The sequence below is a fragment of the Streptomyces sp. CA-106110 genome (genome assembly GCF_050936285.1).
GTDB lineage: Bacteria > Actinomycetota > Actinomycetes > Streptomycetales > Streptomycetaceae > Streptomyces.
Genome location: NZ_JBNJNB010000001.1, coordinates 7,482,267 through 7,500,142 on the forward strand (window position 1 = coordinate 7,482,267; position 17,876 = coordinate 7,500,142).

14 protein-coding genes and 1 other RNA gene are annotated in these 17,876 nt (G+C 70.7%); 13 read left to right on the forward strand and 2 right to left on the reverse strand.

Going from position 1 to position 17,876, the window contains the following annotated elements:
• The first annotated feature begins 82 nt into the window (after positions 1 to 82).
• Positions 83 to 562 carry an SsrA-binding protein SmpB gene (gene smpB / locus ACQEXA_RS34465; protein ID WP_360991373.1) on the forward strand — a complete coding sequence of 160 codons (480 nt, stop codon included), beginning with the start codon at positions 83 to 85 and terminating at the stop codon, positions 560 to 562.
• Between the two features lie 164 nt (positions 563 to 726).
• Positions 727 to 1,095: a transfer-messenger RNA gene (gene ssrA / locus ACQEXA_RS34470) on the forward strand.
• A gap of 252 nt (positions 1,096 to 1,347) precedes the next feature.
• Here ssrA and ACQEXA_RS34475 read toward each other — a convergent pair.
• Entirely contained in the window at positions 1,348 to 2,613 is a 1,266-nt protein-coding gene (locus ACQEXA_RS34475; protein ID WP_432928275.1) for an MFS transporter, read from the reverse strand.
• Between the two features lie 83 nt (positions 2,614 to 2,696).
• Here ACQEXA_RS34475 and ACQEXA_RS34480 point away from each other — a divergent pair, with 83 nt between their 5' ends.
• The 9 genes from ACQEXA_RS34480 to ACQEXA_RS34520 all read left to right on the forward strand — a co-directional run bounded on the left by ACQEXA_RS34480 (position 2,697) and on the right by ACQEXA_RS34520 (position 14,494).
• Entirely contained in the window at positions 2,697 to 3,677 is a 981-nt protein-coding gene (locus tag ACQEXA_RS34480; RefSeq protein ID WP_432928273.1) for a LysR family transcriptional regulator, read from the forward strand.
• Positions 3,678 to 3,999: 322 nt separating this feature from the next.
• Positions 4,000 to 5,382: a NarK family nitrate/nitrite MFS transporter gene (locus ACQEXA_RS34485; protein WP_433131961.1), complete on the forward strand. Its 1,383-nt coding sequence runs from the start codon at positions 4,000 to 4,002 to the stop codon at positions 5,380 to 5,382.
• 199 nt (positions 5,383 to 5,581) lie between these two features.
• Positions 5,582 to 6,733, forward strand: a complete 1,152-nt coding sequence (locus ACQEXA_RS34490; protein WP_432928269.1) for a uroporphyrinogen-III synthase — start codon at positions 5,582 to 5,584, stop codon at positions 6,731 to 6,733.
• Positions 6,734 to 6,966: 233 nt separating this feature from the next.
• A complete protein-coding gene (locus tag ACQEXA_RS34495) occupies positions 6,967 to 7,554 on the forward strand; it encodes a CGNR zinc finger domain-containing protein (RefSeq protein WP_359396957.1) in 588 nt (195 codons plus the stop codon).
• 599 nt (positions 7,555 to 8,153) lie between these two features.
• Complete coding sequence (locus ACQEXA_RS34500; RefSeq protein WP_359397056.1) at positions 8,154 to 8,690, forward strand: sigma-70 family RNA polymerase sigma factor; 537 nt, start codon at positions 8,154 to 8,156, stop codon at positions 8,688 to 8,690.
• Entirely contained in the window at positions 8,687 to 9,511 is an 825-nt protein-coding gene (locus tag ACQEXA_RS34505; RefSeq protein WP_432928267.1) for an anti-sigma factor family protein, read from the forward strand. The genes ACQEXA_RS34500 and ACQEXA_RS34505 overlap by 4 nt, the downstream gene beginning before the upstream one ends.
• Before the next feature lie 152 nt (positions 9,512 to 9,663).
• The gene (locus tag ACQEXA_RS34510; RefSeq protein ID WP_432928265.1) at positions 9,664 to 11,973 is read left to right on the forward strand and encodes a HelD family protein; all 2,310 of its coding nucleotides are present in this window, start codon (positions 9,664 to 9,666) and stop codon (positions 11,971 to 11,973) included.
• Positions 11,974 to 12,401: 428 nt separating this feature from the next.
• Positions 12,402 to 13,820, forward strand: coding sequence for an NAD-dependent malic enzyme (locus ACQEXA_RS34515; protein WP_432928263.1), 1,419 nt, complete (start codon positions 12,402 to 12,404; stop codon positions 13,818 to 13,820).
• 392 nt (positions 13,821 to 14,212) lie between these two features.
• Positions 14,213 to 14,494: an HU family DNA-binding protein gene (locus ACQEXA_RS34520; protein WP_351222056.1), complete on the forward strand. Its 282-nt coding sequence runs from the start codon at positions 14,213 to 14,215 to the stop codon at positions 14,492 to 14,494.
• A gap of 191 nt (positions 14,495 to 14,685) precedes the next feature.
• On the opposite strand, the gene murA is transcribed toward ACQEXA_RS34520, so the two are convergent.
• The gene (murA, locus tag ACQEXA_RS34525; RefSeq protein ID WP_432928261.1) at positions 14,686 to 16,026 is read right to left on the reverse strand and encodes a UDP-N-acetylglucosamine 1-carboxyvinyltransferase; all 1,341 of its coding nucleotides are present in this window, start codon (positions 16,024 to 16,026) and stop codon (positions 14,686 to 14,688) included.
• Between the two features lie 252 nt (positions 16,027 to 16,278).
• Between murA and ACQEXA_RS34530 the strand changes: the two genes are divergently transcribed.
• Positions 16,279 to 16,848: a YqgE/AlgH family protein gene (locus tag ACQEXA_RS34530; protein WP_359396945.1), complete on the forward strand. Its 570-nt coding sequence runs from the start codon at positions 16,279 to 16,281 to the stop codon at positions 16,846 to 16,848.
• A gap of 29 nt (positions 16,849 to 16,877) precedes the next feature.
• Complete coding sequence (locus ACQEXA_RS34535) at positions 16,878 to 17,159, forward strand: DUF3039 domain-containing protein (protein ID WP_103841003.1); 282 nt, start codon at positions 16,878 to 16,880, stop codon at positions 17,157 to 17,159.
• The last annotated feature ends 717 nt before the right edge of the window (positions 17,160 to 17,876 follow it).

Sequence of the window (17,876 nt, forward strand, 5' to 3'; positions counted from 1 at the left end):
GCAGCACGTCGCCCCCCGTAATCGACACCCGCCGTAATCGGCTTTCCTCGTCACCCCTCCGCAGTGCGAAAATGGCGGCACTATGGCTAAGGAAAAAGGGCGCAAGCTGATCGCGCAGAACAAGAAGGCGCGGCACGACTACCACATCCTCGACACGTACGAGGCCGGTCTCGTGCTGATGGGGACCGAGGTGAAGTCGCTGCGCCAGGGCCGGGCCTCGCTCGTCGACGGCTTCGTGCAGCTGGACGGTCACGAAGCGTGGCTACACAACGTCCACGTCCCGGAGTACAGCCAGGGCACGTGGACCAACCACAGCGCCCGCCGCAAGCGGAAGCTGCTGCTGCACCGCACCGAGATCGACAAGCTGGAGTCCAAGTCGCAGGAGACGGGTCACACGATCGTGCCCCTCGCCCTGTACTTCAAGGACGGCCGCGCCAAGGTCGAGATCGCGCTGGCCAGGGGTAAGAAGGAGTACGACAAGCGGCAGACGCTCCGCGAGAAGCAGGACCGCCGCGAGGCGGACCGGGCGATGTCTGCGGCACGGCGCCGGCAGCGGGCCTGATCCGGGAACGACCGGGCACGCCGGACGGTTGAACTTGGTCCCACGACCGGGTGGCCACCGGGAATACGCTGGCATGAAGGTGCGTTGATCCCGTATGATGACGTCCGCACCGCACGCCGGTGCCAGTCCCTCCTCGCGAGGGGCGCCGATTGAAAAATCAACATGGGGATGATCGGTTTCGACAGCGGCTGTCGAAGCAGGGGAAGCGTGTCGAGGAAGCGGCCATGATCTCGTAAACCACAGGCCGAAAAAAATAATCGCCAACACCAAGCGCGATTCCTTCGCCCTCGCTGCCTAAGTAGCGACTTGCGAAGTGTCAGCCCGGGGCTGTTCCCGACCCGGATCCTGGCATCAGCTAGGGGACTAAACCTTGATCCCGGTCACGGGGTGAAGAGGGAAACCAAACAGTGACTGAGCCCGTCGGAGACTTGTTCGCGTGATCTCCGGGGCTGAGAAAAACGCAGCGGACTGCACACGGAGAAGCCCTGATTCCGCACCGTTGGACGCGGGTTCGATTCCCGCCATCTCCACTTACCCCATGTGGGCAAGGCCTCGCCGCTTACGAGCGGCGGGGCCTTTGTCGTGCCAGGAGCCTGTCGGACGGAATTCGGCCAAGCTGCTGCGACGCAGCGGCCACCGAGACCAGCCAGGAGATCATCGGAGGAGGCCTCTCACACCGAGCTCGGCTTCTATCGCGAGAACGCCTTCGACCTCGCGAACGGCCTGGTGAAGGCTGTCGAGGAGGCCGCGCGCACTCCCGCGCCCTGCTCGGCGCAGGCTGCGCCTCATCGGCTGTCCGCCTTCGAGGGTGTCCATCGGGAGACCTGTGCATCGGCGGATATCCGCGCAACGCGCCTGTGCCCCACCGCGATCAGCAGTGCGAGTACCGCCGCGGTGGCCGGCACGGTGAAACCTGTTGTCGGCTGCAGGTGCTCCGCCGCCCAGCCGCCCGTGGCGGAGCCGCAGGCCACGCCGCCCAGCAGGGCCGTCACCGCGAGGGTCATGCCCTCGTTGAGGCGGCCCTTCGGTGTGCGGCGCTGAACCAGGGTCATCGCGGTGACCATCGTGGGCGCGGTGGCCATGCCCGCCAGGAGCAGGGCGGGGGCGAGGGCGGCGAGCGAGCCGGTGGTGCGGGCCGCGAGCAGGGGCAGTGACATGAGGGCGGCCATCACCGTCAGGCACCACAGGTAGCGGCGCTCGGGAGGGCCCGCCGGCCGCAGCGTGCCGTAGAGCAGACCGGCCGCGCACGATCCGGCGGCCTGCAGCGCGAGGACCGGGCCGGCGACCGCCTTGTGGCCGTGGGCGTCGGCGAACGCGATGGTCACCACCTCCATCGAGCCGAACACCGCCCCCGTGGCGAGCAGGCCCAGCAGCAGCGGGGGCATGCCGGGCGCGCGGAACGGGGCGGCCGTACGGGCGCCTCGGCTCGGCGGCGGCTCCGTGGCGCGCTGGGCCGCGAACACCAGCATGCCCGTGAGCAGCAGGATCCCGCCGATCAGGGTTCCGGCCTCCGGGAAGAGCCGGGTGCAGAGGAAGGCGGCCAGCACCGGGCCGAGCATGAAGCACAGCTCGTCCACCGCCTGTTCGAAGGAGTTCGCGGTGTGCAGGGCGTCCGGGTCGTCGCGGAGGAGATGGGCCCAGCGGGCGCGGGACAGGCCTCCGATGTTGGGGGTCGTGGCGGTGGCGGCGTAGGCGGCGAACAGGGTCCAGTCGGGGGCGTCGTAGTGCACGCAGAGCAGCAGGGCCAGACCGCCGAGGAGGGCGAACGCCGCGGCCGGGACGGCGATCCGCGCCTGGCCGTGGCGGTCGACGAGCCGCGCGACCCAGGGGCCGGCCACGGCCGTCGCCACGAGGCCGGTGGCGGTGACGGCACCCGCGAGGGCGTACGAACCCCGGGCACCCGCGATCATGATGACCGCGCTTACGCTGAACATGCCGATGGGAAGGCGGGCGATGAGGTTCCCGGCCGTGAAGGCGCGGGTGCCGGGCACGGTGAAGAGACGCAGATAGGGGTTGCGGGGCCGGAGGGCGAGGGCGGGTAGTTGCGGCATGGTGCAACCGTCGCCCGCCCCCTGACCTGCGGTCCAACACTTACTCGGTGGTGATTGACGCACCTGGGTTGTAAGTTCTGCGGATGCCCGCCGCCACCGTCGACCCCCGCCTGCTCCGTGCCTTCCTCGCCGTCGCCGAGGAACTGCACTTCACTCGTGCCGCGACCCGGCTCTACGTCGCCCAGCAGGCGCTCAGCCGTGACATCCGCCGGCTGGAACGGGAACTGGGCGCCGAGCTGTTCATCCGCAACACCCGGCAGGTGTCCCTGACCCCGGACGGCGCGCGCCTCCTGCCGTACGCGCGCCGGGTGCTGGAGGCGCAGAGCGCGCTGCTCGCCGCGTTCGGGCGGGACGGCGAGCCCGACCGGCCGCTGCTGGTGGACGTCAACAGCCCGGGCCTGATCGGCAGCCGCATCCTCGACCACGCTCGTGAACTGGTCCCCGACACCGAACTGATGACCCGTTACGAGAGCGGTCTGACCGGGGCCGCCACGGAGATCCTCGCCGGGCGGCTCGACGCGTCGTTCGGGCGGTTCGCCGGGCTGGATCCGGCGGTCCGGACCCGGCTCGAACAGCAGCCCGTGCGGTACGAGCGGATGGCGATCATCCTGCCCGAGGGCCACCGCCTGGTACCGCTGGCCGAGGTGCCGCTGTCCGCGCTGGCCGGTGAGACGGTGTACGCGGGCGCCGGGAACCCTCGGACACCGGAGTGGACCGACCTCGCGCGCCGCCTGTTCGAGAACCGGGGCATCGGCATCGCACCGCCCGCTCCGCTCGCCGTCGGGACGGCGGAGTTCCAGCGGATCATGGCGAAGAGAGGGAACCCGATCCTGGCGGTGACGGACTTCCCGCCCATGCCGCGCACGGTCCTGCGACCGCTGGTCGACCCGGTGCCGCTGTCCCCCGTGTCGTTGGTGTGGCGCAAGGGCGCGACCCATCCCGGGATCGAGGCGCTGCGACGGGCGGCAGCCGAGACCGGTGCGGCCGAGGGGTGGCTGCGCTGGCCCCCGGGGGCGTGGCTCCCGGCCGCCGACGCCGACATCATGGGCCGGCCTGCTTCCTGACGCCTGGCAGTTCGCCGCGGGCGCCTTTTCGGCGCCGACGCGAGCGGGCGTGGCGTCCCGCGGGTGGGCACACCCGTGCGGCGAGCGCGCCCCTCACCGCGCCCGGTCCCTCAGCGCGCCCGGTCCCTCACCGTGCCAGCCCCCACCGTGCCGGCCCCCCACCGTGCCGGCCTCGTCACCGCGCCCGGCCCCCTCACCGCACCCCTCCCCACCCCGTGAGAGCAACGTTCCCTCGCGGTCACCCGCGGGCACAGTGCGGAAACGCGTCCTTCCTACCTTCGGGACTCACGACACCCGGGCACCGGAGAACCGTGGAGGCGCCATGACAGCCCCGAGCACAGCCCCCGCACCGCGCAGGGGAGGCCGCTGGATCGAGCACTGGGATCCGGAGGACGAGACCTTCTGGCGTACGACCGGGCAGCGGGTGGCCCGGCGCAACCTCGCCTTCTCCGTCCTCTCCGAGCACATCGGGTTCTCGGTCTGGACCCTGTGGTCCGTGCTCGTCCTGTTCATGGGCCCCGAGTACGGGCTGACCCCCGCCGACAAGTTCCTGCTCACCTCGGTGGTCACACTCGTCGGGGCGGTCGTCCGCGTGCCCTACACCTTCGCCGTCGCCGTCTTCGGCGGGCGGAACTGGACGATCGTCTCCGCCTGCCTGCTGCTCGTACCGACGGTCGCCGCCTTCGTCGTCATGGAGCCCGGCACGTCCTTCGCCACCTTCCTGTGGGTCGGACTGCTCGCCGGTATCGGCGGCGGCAACTTCGCCTCCTCCATGACCAACATCAACGCCTTCTTCCCGCTGCGGAAGAAGGGCTGGGCCCTCGGACTCAACGCCGGCGGCGGCAACATCGGCGTGCCCGTCATCCAACTCGCGGCCCTCGCCGTCATCGGGGCGAACGGCGGGCCGCGCGTGCTGCTCGCCCTCTACATCCCGCTCATCGTCGTCGCCGCCGTACTCGCCGCCCTCTTCATGGACAACATCGCGTCCGTCAGGAACGACACCGGGGCCGCGAAGGACGCCGCCAGGGACGTCCACACCTGGATCATGTCCTTCCTCTACATCGGCACCTTCGGCTCCTTCATCGGCTACAGCTTCGCCTTCGGGCAGGTGCTGCAGAACCAGTTCGGGCAGACCCCGCTCCAGGCGGCGTACCTCACCTTCGTCGGCCCGCTCCTCGGCTCCCTCATCCGTCCCGTCGGCGGATGGCTGGCCGACCGCTACGGCGGCGCGAGGATCACCCTGTGGAACTTCGTCGCCATGGCCGGCGCGACCGCGGTCCTGGTCGTGGCCAGTGTGCAGAAGTCGCTGCCCCTGTTCGTCGCCGTCTTCGCGGTGCTGTTCGCACTCAGCGGGCTCGGCAACGGGTCCACGTACAAGATGATTCCGGGGATCTTCCAGGCCAAGGCCGTCGCCAAGGGGCTGTCCGGGGACGAGGCCGTCTCCTACGGGCGCCGGCTCTCCGGCGGCTCGATGGGACTCATCGGGGCCGTGGGCGCTCTCGGCGGCGTCGGTATCAACCTCGCCTTCCGGCAGTCCTTCCTCTCCTACGGCTCCGGCACGGGCGCGTTCGTCGCCTTCCTCGCCTTCTACGGCGTCGCCTTCGCGGTCACCTGGGCCGTATACCTTCGCCGCCCGGCCGGGCAGGCGCAGCCGAAGGCCGCTGCCGCGGCGGCGAAGCCGCAGCTCGGCTACGCCGAGGTGTGACGCGGAGTCCTTCCGGGGGCGCCCACGGTTCCCCGGCCGGAAAGCCGGAGATCCGTGCGGCGCCTCCGGGGCCGGACCGGATCGGTAACACCGGTGACACGAAGCGGAACCGGGCCCGTCATGCGTCGTTGACAGGCTCGTCGGAATCCGAGGACGAGGCGTAGGACCGGAATGCCGGCCGAAGTGCGGGACGAGGGCCATGGACGACAACCAGCAGCGACCTGAGCACGGCCCGCTCGCGGGGTTCACCGTGGGCGTGACGGCCGCGCGCCGGGCGGACGAACTGGGCGCCCTGCTCCAGCGGCGCGGCGCGGCCGTGGTGCACGCCCCCGCCCTGCGCATCGTGCCGCTGGCCGACGACGGTGAACTGCTGGCCGCGACAGTGGAGTTGATCGACCTGGCGCCGGACGTCGTGGTCGCCACCACCGCGATCGGCTTCCGCGGCTGGGTCGAGGCCGCCGACGGCTGGGGGCTCGGCGAGGCCCTGCTGGACCGGCTGCGCGGGGTGGAACTGCTGGCACGCGGGCCCAAGGTCAAGGGCGCCATAAGGGCGGCCGGGCTGACCGAGGACTGGTCACCGGGCTCGGAGTCCATGGCCGAGGTCCTGGACCGGCTCCTGACCGAGGGCGTGGCGGGCCGGCGTATCGCCGTCCAGTTGCACGGCGAGCCGCTGCCCGGCTTCGTCGAGGCGCTGCGGGAGGGCGGCGCCGAGGTCGTCGGGGTCCCCGTGTACCGGTGGATGCCGCCGGAGGACATCGGGCCCGTCGACCGGCTTCTGGACGCGGCCGTCACCCGTGGCCTGGACGCGCTCACCTTCACCAGTGCGCCGGCCGCCGCGTCTTTGCTCTCCCGTGCAGAGGAGCGCGGACTGGGCTCCGACCTGCTCGCCGCCCTCCACCACGACGTGCTGCCCGCCTGCGTCGGACCTGTCACCGCGCTGCCGCTCCAGGCCCGCGGCGTGGACACGGTCCAGCCCGAACGCTTCCGGCTGGGCCCGCTTGTCCAACTGCTGTGCCAGGAACTGCCTGCCCGCGCACGGACGTTGCCCGTCGCCGGCCACCGTGTGGAGATCCGAGGGCATGCCGTGCTGGTGGACGGAGCGCTGCGGCCCGTGCCGCCTGCCGGCATGTCCCTGCTGCGCGCCCTGAGCCGGCGTCCGGGCTGGGTGGTCGCCCGGGCGGAGCTGCTGCGGGCGCTGCCGGGGGCCGGGCGCGACGAGCACGCCGTGGAGACGGCGATGGCCCGGCTGCGTACGGCTCTGGGGGCGCCCAAGCTCATCCAGACGGTGGTCAAGCGCGGCTACCGGCTGGCGCTCGACCCGGTGGCGGAGTCCAAGTACGCCGATGTCTGAGCCGTCCTGACGAGTCCGGCACACGGAGACGACCGCGCAGCCGCACAAGCCGGTGTCCGCGGTGGAGGCAGGGGCGTACGGGGCCTTCCCGGGGCAGGTGCGGACGTGCACTGTAGTGGGTACGAACGGGGGTACGAACTCCCGGTACCCGGGCATCCTCGCGCGGACACGTCTCTTCGGCGGACCACACCGGCCGCCGCTCGCGGCGGCAACTCCAAGGCGGTGACAGGCACATGGCATCCGACACGGCCACGGCCTCGTCCGAGCTGCGGTTCGACTCCGGTCGGATCTGCCTGGACCTGCTGGCGACGACGCATCCCGAGGAGCGGCTCGACTCGGTGGAGCGGCTGCGGGCATGGATCGACGGGGCCGGGCTGGTGCCGGTGGGCACGCCGCTGACCGGGGTGGACGCGCGGTGGCTGGCGGCCTTCCGTGAACTGCGCGGGTACATCGGGCGGTTGGTGCGCGGCGAACTGGACGGGCATCCGGCCGACGGGGCACTGGCATGGGTCAACACGGTGGCGCAGGGGACGGTGCCCGCGCCCTGCGCGATCCGCACCGAGGAGGGCGTGCTGGTACGGCGGCTGTGGGCCCTGCCGGGGTGCGAGGAACTGCTGGCCGCGGTGGCTCGTGAGGCCGTCGAGCTGCTGACCGACCCGGAGGCGCGGGCGAGTCTGCGGCAGTGCGCGGGTGACAACTGCCCCATCGTCTACCTGGACACGTCCCGGGGGCGCCGTCGCCGCTGGTGCTCGAGCGAGGTGTGCGGCAACCGGGAACGGGTGGCCCGCCACCGCCGCCGCGCCGCACTCGCCCGCGCGTGACCCCGCCGGGCGACCCGGCTGCGGCCGGGTTCCAGGTGTGGTGGTGGACGCCGGATGCGGCGGACCCGCGCCGGGGCATCGGCCGGTGGCGCGGCGGAGAAGAGAAATGGCCACGAAAAAGAGGACCGGTGGCGAAGGGAAAATCACCAGGTGACGGAAAGGGGACGATCCGTCGCTGAAAGTAGATCCCCGGCCGTAAAAGGGAAGGCATTCTGGAACGCGCGGGAACACGGCCGAGTAATGGCAGACGGTGGCTGAAACTGAACTGCGGGTGACGGATCTCGACAGGCCCTCCATCAAAGTCAAGCCAAATTTTCACAGGATGATCCAGCCCTGCCGGCGAGTGAAGCCTCCGACTGCTGTGACCTGCGTCTCTCGACTGCTGATGCCGTATGTCCCGTTGGGGGAGGAATGGGTGCCCAGGAGCATGGCGTTCCACACCTTCCCCAAGAAATTTGTGGTCTCACTTTGAACACGGCGGCCCTTGTCTGCGTACCCGGATGTGAGCGACCGACTGGGGGAACCCCCGGACACCGGAGGTAGGCGTGCGCAAGGATTCCGCCGTGGCTGATGAACGAAGGCCAAGGGCCCGCCATCGCATGACCTCGTCCTCGTCGTCCTCGTCGGGGGAACCGGACGAGGAGCTGATGCGCGCCCTGTACAGAGAACACGCGGGACCCCTGCTCGCCTATGTGCTGCGCCTGGTCGCGGGCGACCGGCAGCGCGCCGAGGACGTCGTGCAGGAAACGCTCATCCGTGCCTGGAAGAACGCCGGCCAGCTCAATCGAGCGACCGGTTCGGTACGCCCCTGGCTGGTGACGGTCGCCCGGCGCATCGTCATCGACGGCCACCGCAGCCGGCAGGCCCGGCCGCAGGAGGTGGACCCGTCGCCGCTGGAGGTCATCCCCGCGGAGGACGAGATCGACAAGGCGTTGTGGCTGATGACACTGTCGGACGCGCTGGACGACCTGACCCCTGCTCACCGGGAGGTCTTGGTCGAAACGTACTTCAAAGGGCGTACGGTCAATGAGGCGGCCGAAACGCTCGGCATCCCCAGTGGGACGGTGCGCTCGAGGGTTTTCTACGCCCTGCGGTCCATGAAGCTGGCGCTGGAGGAGCGGGGGGTGACGGCATGAGCAATGTGTACGGGGGATTCGGAACCGGCGGCCCGGGAGCCGTAAGAGGTCCACAGGGTCCCCAGGGACAGGGCGACATCCACGAGACCGTCGGCGCCTACGCCCTCGGAATCCTGGACGACGCCGAGGCGACGGCCTTCGAGGCCCACCTCGCCACCTGCGACTGGTGCGCCCAGCAGCTGGACGACCTCGCGGGCATGGAGCCGATGCTGGCCGCACTCGCGGACCTGCCCGGCAGCCAGGGCTCCCCGGCCCTCGGCGAATCCCTGTCCGCGAAGCCCAGCCCACGGCTGGCCGAGCGGCTGATCGACGAGGTGTCCGAGCGGCGTGCCCAGAAACGCCGGCGCGGCTTCTATCTGGTGGCGGCCGCGGCCGCGCTGATCATCGGCGGCCCGCTCACCGTCATGGCGGTGAACGGCGGCGGCGACAGCGGTACGGCGCAGGACCCGATGGCCATGGGCCCCGCCCAGCAGGCCTTCCAGATCATGAAGGACAAGCACTCTGGGACCGATCCGAGCACCAAGGTCAACGCCGTGGTCGCGGTGGAGCCCAGGGCCTGGGGCACCCACGCCGTTCTCCAGTTGAAGAACGTCAAGGGCCCGCTCAAGTGCTCCTTGATCGCCGTCGGCAAGAACGGCGAGCGCGAGACGGTCACCTCCTGGTCCGTCCCGAACTGGGGCTACGGCATCCCGAACGCCAAGACCGAAGCGGCGAAGTACCCGCTCTACGTGCACGGCGGCGCTGCCTTCACGCCGAACCAGATCGACCACTTCGAGGTCATGACCTTCGACGGGAAGCGGCTGGTGGAGGTGAACGCGTAGGCCATCGCGCAGCTTCCTGAGCACCTCCCGCGGCGTACGCAGGACCACGCCGCGGGCTGACGCGTGCAGGGGGCCCGGGGCAGGCCGCGTAGCCTCTTCGGGCCCCCTTCGCGTACGGTAGACGGCTGCCCAGCACATAAGAAGGGGGCCCGGTGGCCGCTCAGGTTCAGCAGGAAACCGCGCTCGGCCCGGTCGGCAGGTCCGCGCACGACTCGCTCCGCGACCGGGAGATCAGCGTCGAACAGGAACACCTGGACCGGGTGTACCGGCGCCTCGAGGAGAAGATCCACGAGGCGGAGTTCCTGATGCACGACGCCGCCCAGCGCGGCCACGTCGGCACGCCCGGAGCCCTGGCCGAGCGCGACGCGCAGGTCTTCCGGGCCGGCGTCCACCTGAACCGGCTCAACAACGAGTTCGAGGACTTCCTCTTCGGCCGGATCGACCTGCTTCCCGGCAAGGACGGCAAGAAGGGCCCGGACGGCGCGTACACGGCGGTCGAGCCCGCCGAGGGCGCGGTGCGGGCCGACAACACGGCCGACATCGCCGAGACCCTGCACATCGGCCGCATCGGTGTCCTCGACGAGGAGTACGCGCCCCTGGTCATCGACTGGCGGGCGCCCGCCGCCGCCCCCTTCTACCGGTCCACGCCGGTCGAACCCGGGCGGGTCGTACGCCGCCGGGTCATCCGCTCCAAGGGCCGCAGGGTGCTCGGTGTCGAGGACGACCTGATGCGCCCCGAGCTGAAGGCGACACTCGACGGCCATGAGCTGCCGGTGATCGGCGACGGCGCCCTGATGGCCGCACTCGGCCAGGCCCGCACCCACACCATGCGGGACATCGTGGCGTCGATCCAGGCCGAGCAGGACATGGTCATCCGCGCCCCCGCCTCCTCCGTGACCTATGTCGAGGGCGGCCCCGGCACCGGCAAGACCGCCGTCGCCCTGCACCGGGCCGCCTACCTCCTCTACCAGGACCGGCGCAGATACGCGGGCGGCATCCTGATCGTCTCGCCCACTCCGCTGCTGGTCGCCTACACCGAGGGCGTGCTGCCCTCGCTGGGCGAGGAGGGCCAGGTCGCCATCCGCGCCATCGGCTCGCTGGTCGACGGCGCCGAGGCCACGCTGTACGACTCCCCGTCCGTGGCCCGGGCCAAGGGCTCGTACCGCATGCTCAAGGTGCTGCGGAAGGCCGCCCGCGGGGCCCTGGAGACGAACGGTTCGCCGACCCGGCTGCGGGTCGTCGCCTTCGGTCGCCGCCTCGAACTGGAGGCTGAGGAACTGGAGCGCATCCGGCACCACGCCCTCAGCGGCACCGCTCCCGTGAACCTGCTGCGCCCGCGCGCCCGCAAGCTGCTGCTGGACGCCCTGTGGAACCGCTCCGGCTCGGCCACCCGGCACACCGACCCCGAGCTGGCAGCCGAGCTGCGCTCCTCTTTCGACGAGGACATCGCCTCCGAGGACTCCTTCGTCGCGTTCCTGGACTCCTGGTGGCCGGAGCTGAGCCCGCAGGTCGTGCTGGCCGCGATGGCCGACGAGAGGCGGCTCGGCCGCTGGGCGCGGCGCATCCTCAGCCCGTCGGAGGTGCGCAGGGTCGCGCGCTCCCTGAAGCGGCAGGGGCTGTCCGTGCACGACGTGGCGATGCTGGACGAGCTGCAGGCCGTCCTCGGCCTGCCCGCGCGCCCGAAGAAGAAGCGGGAAATGGACCCGCTCGACCAGCTGACCGGTCTCGAGGAGCTGATGCCCGTACGCGAGGAGTCGCAGCGCGAGCGCGCCGAGCGGCTCGCCCAGGAGCGGACCGAGTACGCGCATGTGATCGTCGACGAGGCCCAGGACCTCACGCCGATGCAGTGGCGGATGGTCGGGCGTCGCGGCCGGCACGCGACCTGGACGGTGGTGGGGGACCCGGCCCAGTCGTCCTGGTCCGACACCGACGAGGCGGCCGAGGCGCGCGACGAGGCACTGGGCACGCGTCCGCGCCGCCGCTTCACCCTCACGGTCAACTACCGCAACCCGGCGGAGATCGCCGATCTGGCCTCGAAGGTCCTCGCCCTGGCGATGCCCGGCTCCGAGGCCCCCTCTGCCGTCCGCTCCACGGGCGTCGGGCCGCGCTTCCCAGTGGTGCGCGGGTCGATGGCCGAGACCGTACGGAGCGAGGCCGCCCGGCTGCTCGGCCTGGTGGACGGCACGGTCGGCGTCGTCGTGGCCATGAACCGGCGCGAGGAGGCGGCCCGCTGGCTCGAGGGGCTCGGCGACCGGGTGGCGGCGCTCGGCAGCCTTGAGGCCAAGGGCCTGGAGTACGACGCGACGATCGTCGTCTCGCCCGCGGAGATCGCCGACGAGAGCCCCGCGGGCCTGCGGGTGCTGTACGTGGCGCTGACCCGGGCGACCCAGCAGCTGACGGTGGTCTCCAGCGAGCGCGACCAGCCGGACGCGGCCGGGGTGCCGGATCTGCTCCGGGACTGACCTGGACGGGGCCTGGATCGGCCCCCGGCTGACCTGGACTGACCCGTACGGAAGATGAACTCTCGGTTCGGGAATGGCCTTGCCGGATCTGTTTGTTAGCCTTGACGTGACACCGGCCCGATCCAAGCCCCCGGGCCCAACCTTTGTCGCTGCGAGCGACCACTTGCCGCGAGGCGAGCATGGCGGGTCGGTGTCGTTGAACGTTCGAGAGGTCCGCGTCACATCCGTGACGCGGACCTCTTCTCACTGGTGGGCCGGGTCGCTTCCACCGTCGTCCAGGCCTCTCGTATGGTGGAAGACGCTTTCCGAAAGTACTCGGTTGTGACGAACGAAACGTCCGCAATCCGGGGCCGTTACCACGTACTCCTCAGTAGGTGCGACGATCGGACGGCATATCCGCCACACGGTTAAAGCAGAGGAAGTCGGCCATGGCAACGGCGCCCAGCGTCTCCTACTCGATGACGGTCCGGCTGGAGGTGCCCGCGAGCGGAACCGCGGTCTCCCAGCTCACCACGGCCGTGGAGTCCTCCGGAGGCTCGGTCACCGGCCTCGACGTCACCGCGTCCGGCCACGAGAAGCTCCGTATCGACGTCACCATCGCGGCCACCTCCACTGCCCATGCGGAGGAGATCGTGGGGAAGCTGCGCGGTATCGACGGCGTGACCCTGGGCAAGGTCTCGGACCGTACGTTCCTCATGCACCTCGGCGGCAAGATCGAGATGGCGTCCAAGCACCCCATCCGCAACCGCGACGACCTCTCCATGATCTACACGCCGGGCGTCGCCCGCGTCTGCATGGCCATCGCCGAGAACCCCGAGGACGCCCGCCGTCTGACGATCAAGCGCAACTCCGTTGCGGTCGTGACGGACGGCTCGGCCGTACTGGGCCTCGGCAACATCGGCCCGAAGGCCGCGCTGCCCGTCATGGAGGGCAAGGCGGCCCTCTTCAAACGGTTCGCCGGCATCGACGCCTGGCCGATCTGCCTCGACACCCAGGACACCGACGCGATCGTCGAGATCGTCAAGGCGATCGCCCCCGGGTTCGCCGGCATCAACCTCGAGGACATCTCCGCGCCCCGCTGCTTCGAGATCGAGGCCCGGCTGCGCGAGGCCCTCGACATCCCCGTCTTCCACGACGACCAGCACGGCACCGCGATCGTCGTCCTCGCCGCCCTCACCAACGCACTTCGCGTGGTGGGCAAGGGAATCGAGAATGTGCGCGTCGTGATGTCGGGTGCCGGCGCGGCCGGTACGGCCATCCTCAAGCTGCTGCTCGCGGCGGGCGTCAAGAGCGCCGTCGTCGCCGACATCCACGGTGTCGTGCACGCGGGCCGCGAGGACCTGGTGGCCGCCGCCCCCGACTCGCCGCTGCGCTGGATCGCCGACAACACCAACCACGAGGGCCTCACCGGCACCCTCAAGCAGGCCGTGCGCGGCGCCGACGTCTTCATCGGCGTCTCCGCCCCGAACGTGCTCGACGGCGACGACGTGGCCGCCATGGCCGAGGGCGCGATCGTGTTCGCGCTTGCGAACCCGGACCCCGAGATCGACCCCGCAATCGCCCGCCAGACCGCGGCCGTTGTGGCCACCGGACGCTCCGACTTCCCGAACCAGATCAACAACGTCCTGGTGTTCCCGGGCGTCTTCCGCGGTCTGCTGGACGCGCAGTCCCGCACGGTGAACACGGAGATGATGCTGGCCGCGGCCACCGCGCTCGCGGACGTCGTCACCGAGGACGAGCTGAACCCGAACTACATCATCCCGAGCGTGTTCAACGACAAGGTCGCGGGCGCGGTCGCGGGTGCGGTGCGCGACGCCGCGAAGGCGGTGGCGGCCTCCGCCGAGTAGGCCTTGCTGCGCCCGGGCTGTGAGCATTGCCACGGTGGCGTGGATCCGGCGCGTCGTGGAACCCGGGGCGCCTGGTCGCCCTCTATGGTGGCGGCCAGGTCAGGCCCCCGGGGGCCTGCGATCCGTTGCCGCGCGCGGAACGGCGTCACCACAATGAGGCAGTGGCGCTTTTCGTGTGACTCCCACGGGTGTTCTCACGACTCCTACGGGTGCCGGATTGGCTTTCCCGCCGCAGGTGGGGGCAGGATGCGTCTTCGGGCGCGAAGGGTCTGACGACGGACCCGGGTCCGGGGGCCCACCGAGGACCCTGGCAGCATCGGCTTCGACGTGCCCATCATGCGGCTCCGCCGCGTGGCACGCCTCAACGGCAAGAAGAACACGGGAGTAACAACATGAACCGCAGTGAGCTGGTGGCCGCGCTGGCCGACCGCGCCGAGGTGACCCGCAAGGACGCCGACGCCGTGCTGGCCGCGTTCGCCGAGACGGTCGGCGAGGTCGTCGCCAAGGGCGACGAGAAGGTCACCATCCCCGGCTTCCTGACCTTCGAGCGCACCCACCGTGCCGCTCGTACCGCGCGCAACCCGCAGACCGGCGACCCCATCCAGATCCCGGCCGGCTACAGCGTGAAGGTCTCCGCGGGCTCCAAGCTCAAGGAAGCCGCCAAGGGCAACTGACCCTGCCGTTCGTGCGCCACGGGACGGCGTACGAGGCCGTACCCCCACGGGACGGCGCAGCGAAGGCCGTACCGCCATGGGACGGCGTAACGAGGCCCGTAGACGCTCCTCGGGACGGCGTACGGGCCCAGTAAGGCCAAAGGGGCGGTCACCCGATCCGGGTGACCGCCCCTCGCGCCGTACCGGCTCGCTCAGCCGAGTGACTTACCGGGCAGCTCGACCTTGGCACCCAGCTCCACGAGCTTGTCCATGAAGTTCTCGTAGCCGCGGTTGATGAGGTCGATGCCGTGGACCCGGGAGGTGCCCTGGGCCGCCAGAGCCGCGATCAGGTACGAGAAGCCACCGCGCAGGTCGGGGATGACCAGGTCGGCGCCCTGGAGCTTGGTCGGGCCCGAAACCACCGCGGAGTGGAGGAAGTTGCGCTGCCCGAAGCGGCAGTCCGAGCCGCCGAGGCACTCGCGGTAGAGCTGGATGTGCGCGCCCATCTGGTTGAGCGCGGAGGTGAAGCCGAGGCGGGACTCGTAGACCGTCTCGTGGATGATCGACAGGCCCGTGGCCTGGGTCAGGGCGACCACCAGCGGCTGCTGCCAGTCCGTCTGGAAGCCCGGGTGCACGTCCGTCTCCAGCGCGATGGACTTCAGCTGGCCGCCGGGGTGCCAGAAGCGGATGCCCTCGTCGTCGATCTCGAAGGCACCGCCCACCTTCCGGTAGGTGTTCAGGAACGTCATCATCGAGCGCTGCTGCGCGCCGCGGACGTAGATGTCGCCCTCGGTCGCCAGCGCCGCCGACGCCCAGGACGCGGCCTCCAGACGGTCCGGGACGGCGCGGTGGGTGTAGCCGCTGAGCCTGTCCACACCGGTGATGCGGATCGTGCGGTCGGTGTCCATCGCGATGATCGCGCCCATCTTCTGCAGTACGCAGATGAGGTCCTCGATCTCCGGCTCGACGGCCGCGTTGGACAGTTCGGTGACACCCTCGGCGAGCACGGCCGTCAGCAGCACCTGCTCGGTCGCGCCGACGGACGGGTACGGCAGCCGGATCTTCGTGCCGCGCAGCCCCTTGGGCGCCTCCAGGTACTGGCCGTCCGCGCGCTTCTCGATGACGGCGCCGAACTGCCGCAGCACGTCGAAGTGGAAGTCGATGGGACGGCCGCCGATGTCGCAGCCGCCGAGGCCGGGGATGAACGCGTGGCCCAGACGGTGCAGCAGGGGGCCGCAGAAGAGGATCGGGATGCGCGAGGAGCCCGCATGGGCATCGATGTCAGCGACGTTCGCGCTCTCGACGTGCGTGGGGTCGAGCACCAGCTCGCCCGGTTCCTCGCCCGGACGGACCGTCACACCGTGCAGCTGCAGCAGCCCGCGCACCACGCGTACGTCGCGGATGTCCGGAACGTTGCGCAGTCTGCTCGGCGCACTGCCCAGCAGGGCGGCGACCATGGCCTTCGGCACGAGGTTCTTCGCACCTCGGACACGGATTTCGCCCTCCAGCGGGGTTCCGCCGTGGACAAGCAGGACATCGTCGTTGACGGTCATGGATCTCGCGTTCCGTGGAGTTGGGCAGGGGCCGGAGACGTAAGCGTAATGGCCGCCTACCCCCCTCGAGTAAGCCCAAGTACTTCCCAGCCACGTCATAGATTCGCCACAACACGAACCGTGCGTATCCGGACGCAAGGGGTTACCGCCCGCCGTGTGCGCCCGGGCCACACCTGTACGCCCTGAGCTGCATTCACCCGCGTACCCGTATTGCCTCCCCATCCGGACGCAAGATGCGGGATCATGTCTGGCATGACCGAGGTGTCCTCGCTCACAGGGCGGCTGCTCGTGGCCACGCCCGCCCTGGCGGACCCGAACTTCGACCGCGCTGTGGTGCTCCTCCTCGACCACGACGAGGAGGGGTCGCTCGGTGTGGTGCTCAACCGCCCCACCCCCGTGGACGTGGGCGACATCCTGGAGGGCTGGGCGGACCTGGCGGGCGAGCCCGGGGTCGTTTTCCAGGGCGGACCGGTCTCGCTGGACTCGGCGCTCGGTGTCGCGGTGATCCCCGGTGGATCGGGAGAGCGAGCCCCCCTCGGCTGGCGGCGGGTGCACGGGGCCATCGGTCTGGTCGACCTGGAGGCGCCGCCCGAGCTGCTCGCCCAGGCGCTCGGCTCGCTGCGCATCTTCGCCGGGTACGCGGGCTGGGGCCCCGGTCAGCTGGAGGACGAGCTGGTGGAGGGCGCCTGGTACGTCGTGGAGTCGGAGCCCGGCGACGTGTCGTCCCCGGAGCCCGAGAGGCTGTGGCGCGAGGTGCTGCGACGCCAGCGCAGTGAGCTGGCGATGGTGGCCACCTACCCGGACGACCCTACGCTCAACTGATGCGTGCGGGCTTCAGTACCCTTGGCCCTATGAGCACTCTTGAGCCCGAGCGCGGTACTGGTACGGGGACCCTCGTCGAGCCGACACCGCAGGTGTCGCACGGCGACGGTGACCACGAGCGCTTCGCCCACTACGTCCAGAAGGACAAGATCATGGCGAGCGCGCTCGACGGCACGCCCGTCGTGGCGCTGTGCGGCAAGGTGTGGGTACCGGGCCGCGACCCGAAGAAGTACCCCGTCTGCCCCATGTGCAAGGAGATCTACGACTCCATGGGCAGCGGTGGCGACGAAGGCAAGGGCGGCGACAAGTAGCCGACGGGCTCACCGACTGGCATCGCCGGACCCCCGGGGCGCGCAGTGGCGCACCCCGGGGGTCTTCGTGCCTTCCGCCCGGCGTCCTGCCGGCGCCGGGGACGCGTCCCGCCGGGTCACCGGGCGGTGCGATCTGTTGTCGGCATGTTCATGAGCCCGTAGCCTCCGATGTTGTGCAGGGCAGAGCGTCCATTGCACATATTGCAACGCGCTCGATCCGGAGGATGCTCGATGAAGCACTCTGCCCGAACCGTCGCGCCACTGGACGCCCGCCCGGCCCCTCGGCCTTCCCGGTGCGTCGACGCCGTCATCGGCGGCCCGGAGAACTGCCCGCGACGCCATCGGGCCCCGCATCGCCGCCTTGACGGAATGCGGCATTCAAGTCCCGGCGGCCCGGATGGATTTGATCGCGACCGCCGTCGGAATCCACTCGGCCGGGCCGGATCGGCACGGCTTCTGCCACTCCTGCGGCGCCCCGCCTTCATCCGGCGGCCGGCGCCGTGACGGCCGCCGGATTCGACGGCGCCGCGCAGGTGCGGATCCGCCTTCAGGGGGCGGGAATTCGGCCGTTGCTTCCTCAACGGCCATCGCCCGGTGGGTCCGGCCGTCCTCGCCCCGGGAATGGTCGCGTTTCCCGCGGCGACGGCCAGGCCGCGATGTGGCTTCCGGCGCCGGCCCAGGCCGCTGATGACGTTCCTGACCGCCCGTTCCCGATCG

Excerpts from the sequence above, each read along its gene's own strand:
- smpB (WP_360991373.1), top strand. The coding sequence starts at position 83 with ATGGCTAAGGAAAAAGGGCGCAAGCTGATCGCGCAGAACAAGAAGGCG.
- ACQEXA_RS34475 (WP_432928275.1), bottom strand. The coding sequence starts at position 2,613 with ATGCCGCAACTACCCGCCCTCGCCCTCCGGCCCCGCAACCCCTATCTG.
- ACQEXA_RS34480 (WP_432928273.1), top strand. The coding sequence starts at position 2,697 with ATGCCCGCCGCCACCGTCGACCCCCGCCTGCTCCGTGCCTTCCTCGCC.
- ACQEXA_RS34485 (WP_433131961.1), top strand. The coding sequence starts at position 4,000 with ATGACAGCCCCGAGCACAGCCCCCGCACCGCGCAGGGGAGGCCGCTGG.
- ACQEXA_RS34490 (WP_432928269.1), top strand. The coding sequence starts at position 5,582 with ATGGACGACAACCAGCAGCGACCTGAGCACGGCCCGCTCGCGGGGTTC.
- ACQEXA_RS34495 (WP_359396957.1), top strand. The coding sequence starts at position 6,967 with ATGGCATCCGACACGGCCACGGCCTCGTCCGAGCTGCGGTTCGACTCC.
- ACQEXA_RS34500 (WP_359397056.1), top strand. The coding sequence starts at position 8,154 with ATGACCTCGTCCTCGTCGTCCTCGTCGGGGGAACCGGACGAGGAGCTG.
- ACQEXA_RS34505 (WP_432928267.1), top strand. The coding sequence starts at position 8,687 with ATGAGCAATGTGTACGGGGGATTCGGAACCGGCGGCCCGGGAGCCGTA.
- ACQEXA_RS34515 (WP_432928263.1), top strand. The coding sequence starts at position 12,402 with ATGGCAACGGCGCCCAGCGTCTCCTACTCGATGACGGTCCGGCTGGAG.
- ACQEXA_RS34520 (WP_351222056.1), top strand. The coding sequence starts at position 14,213 with ATGAACCGCAGTGAGCTGGTGGCCGCGCTGGCCGACCGCGCCGAGGTG.
- murA (WP_432928261.1), bottom strand. The coding sequence starts at position 16,026 with ATGACCGTCAACGACGATGTCCTGCTTGTCCACGGCGGAACCCCGCTG.
- ACQEXA_RS34530 (WP_359396945.1), top strand. The coding sequence starts at position 16,279 with ATGACCGAGGTGTCCTCGCTCACAGGGCGGCTGCTCGTGGCCACGCCC.
- ACQEXA_RS34535 (WP_103841003.1), top strand. The coding sequence starts at position 16,878 with ATGAGCACTCTTGAGCCCGAGCGCGGTACTGGTACGGGGACCCTCGTC.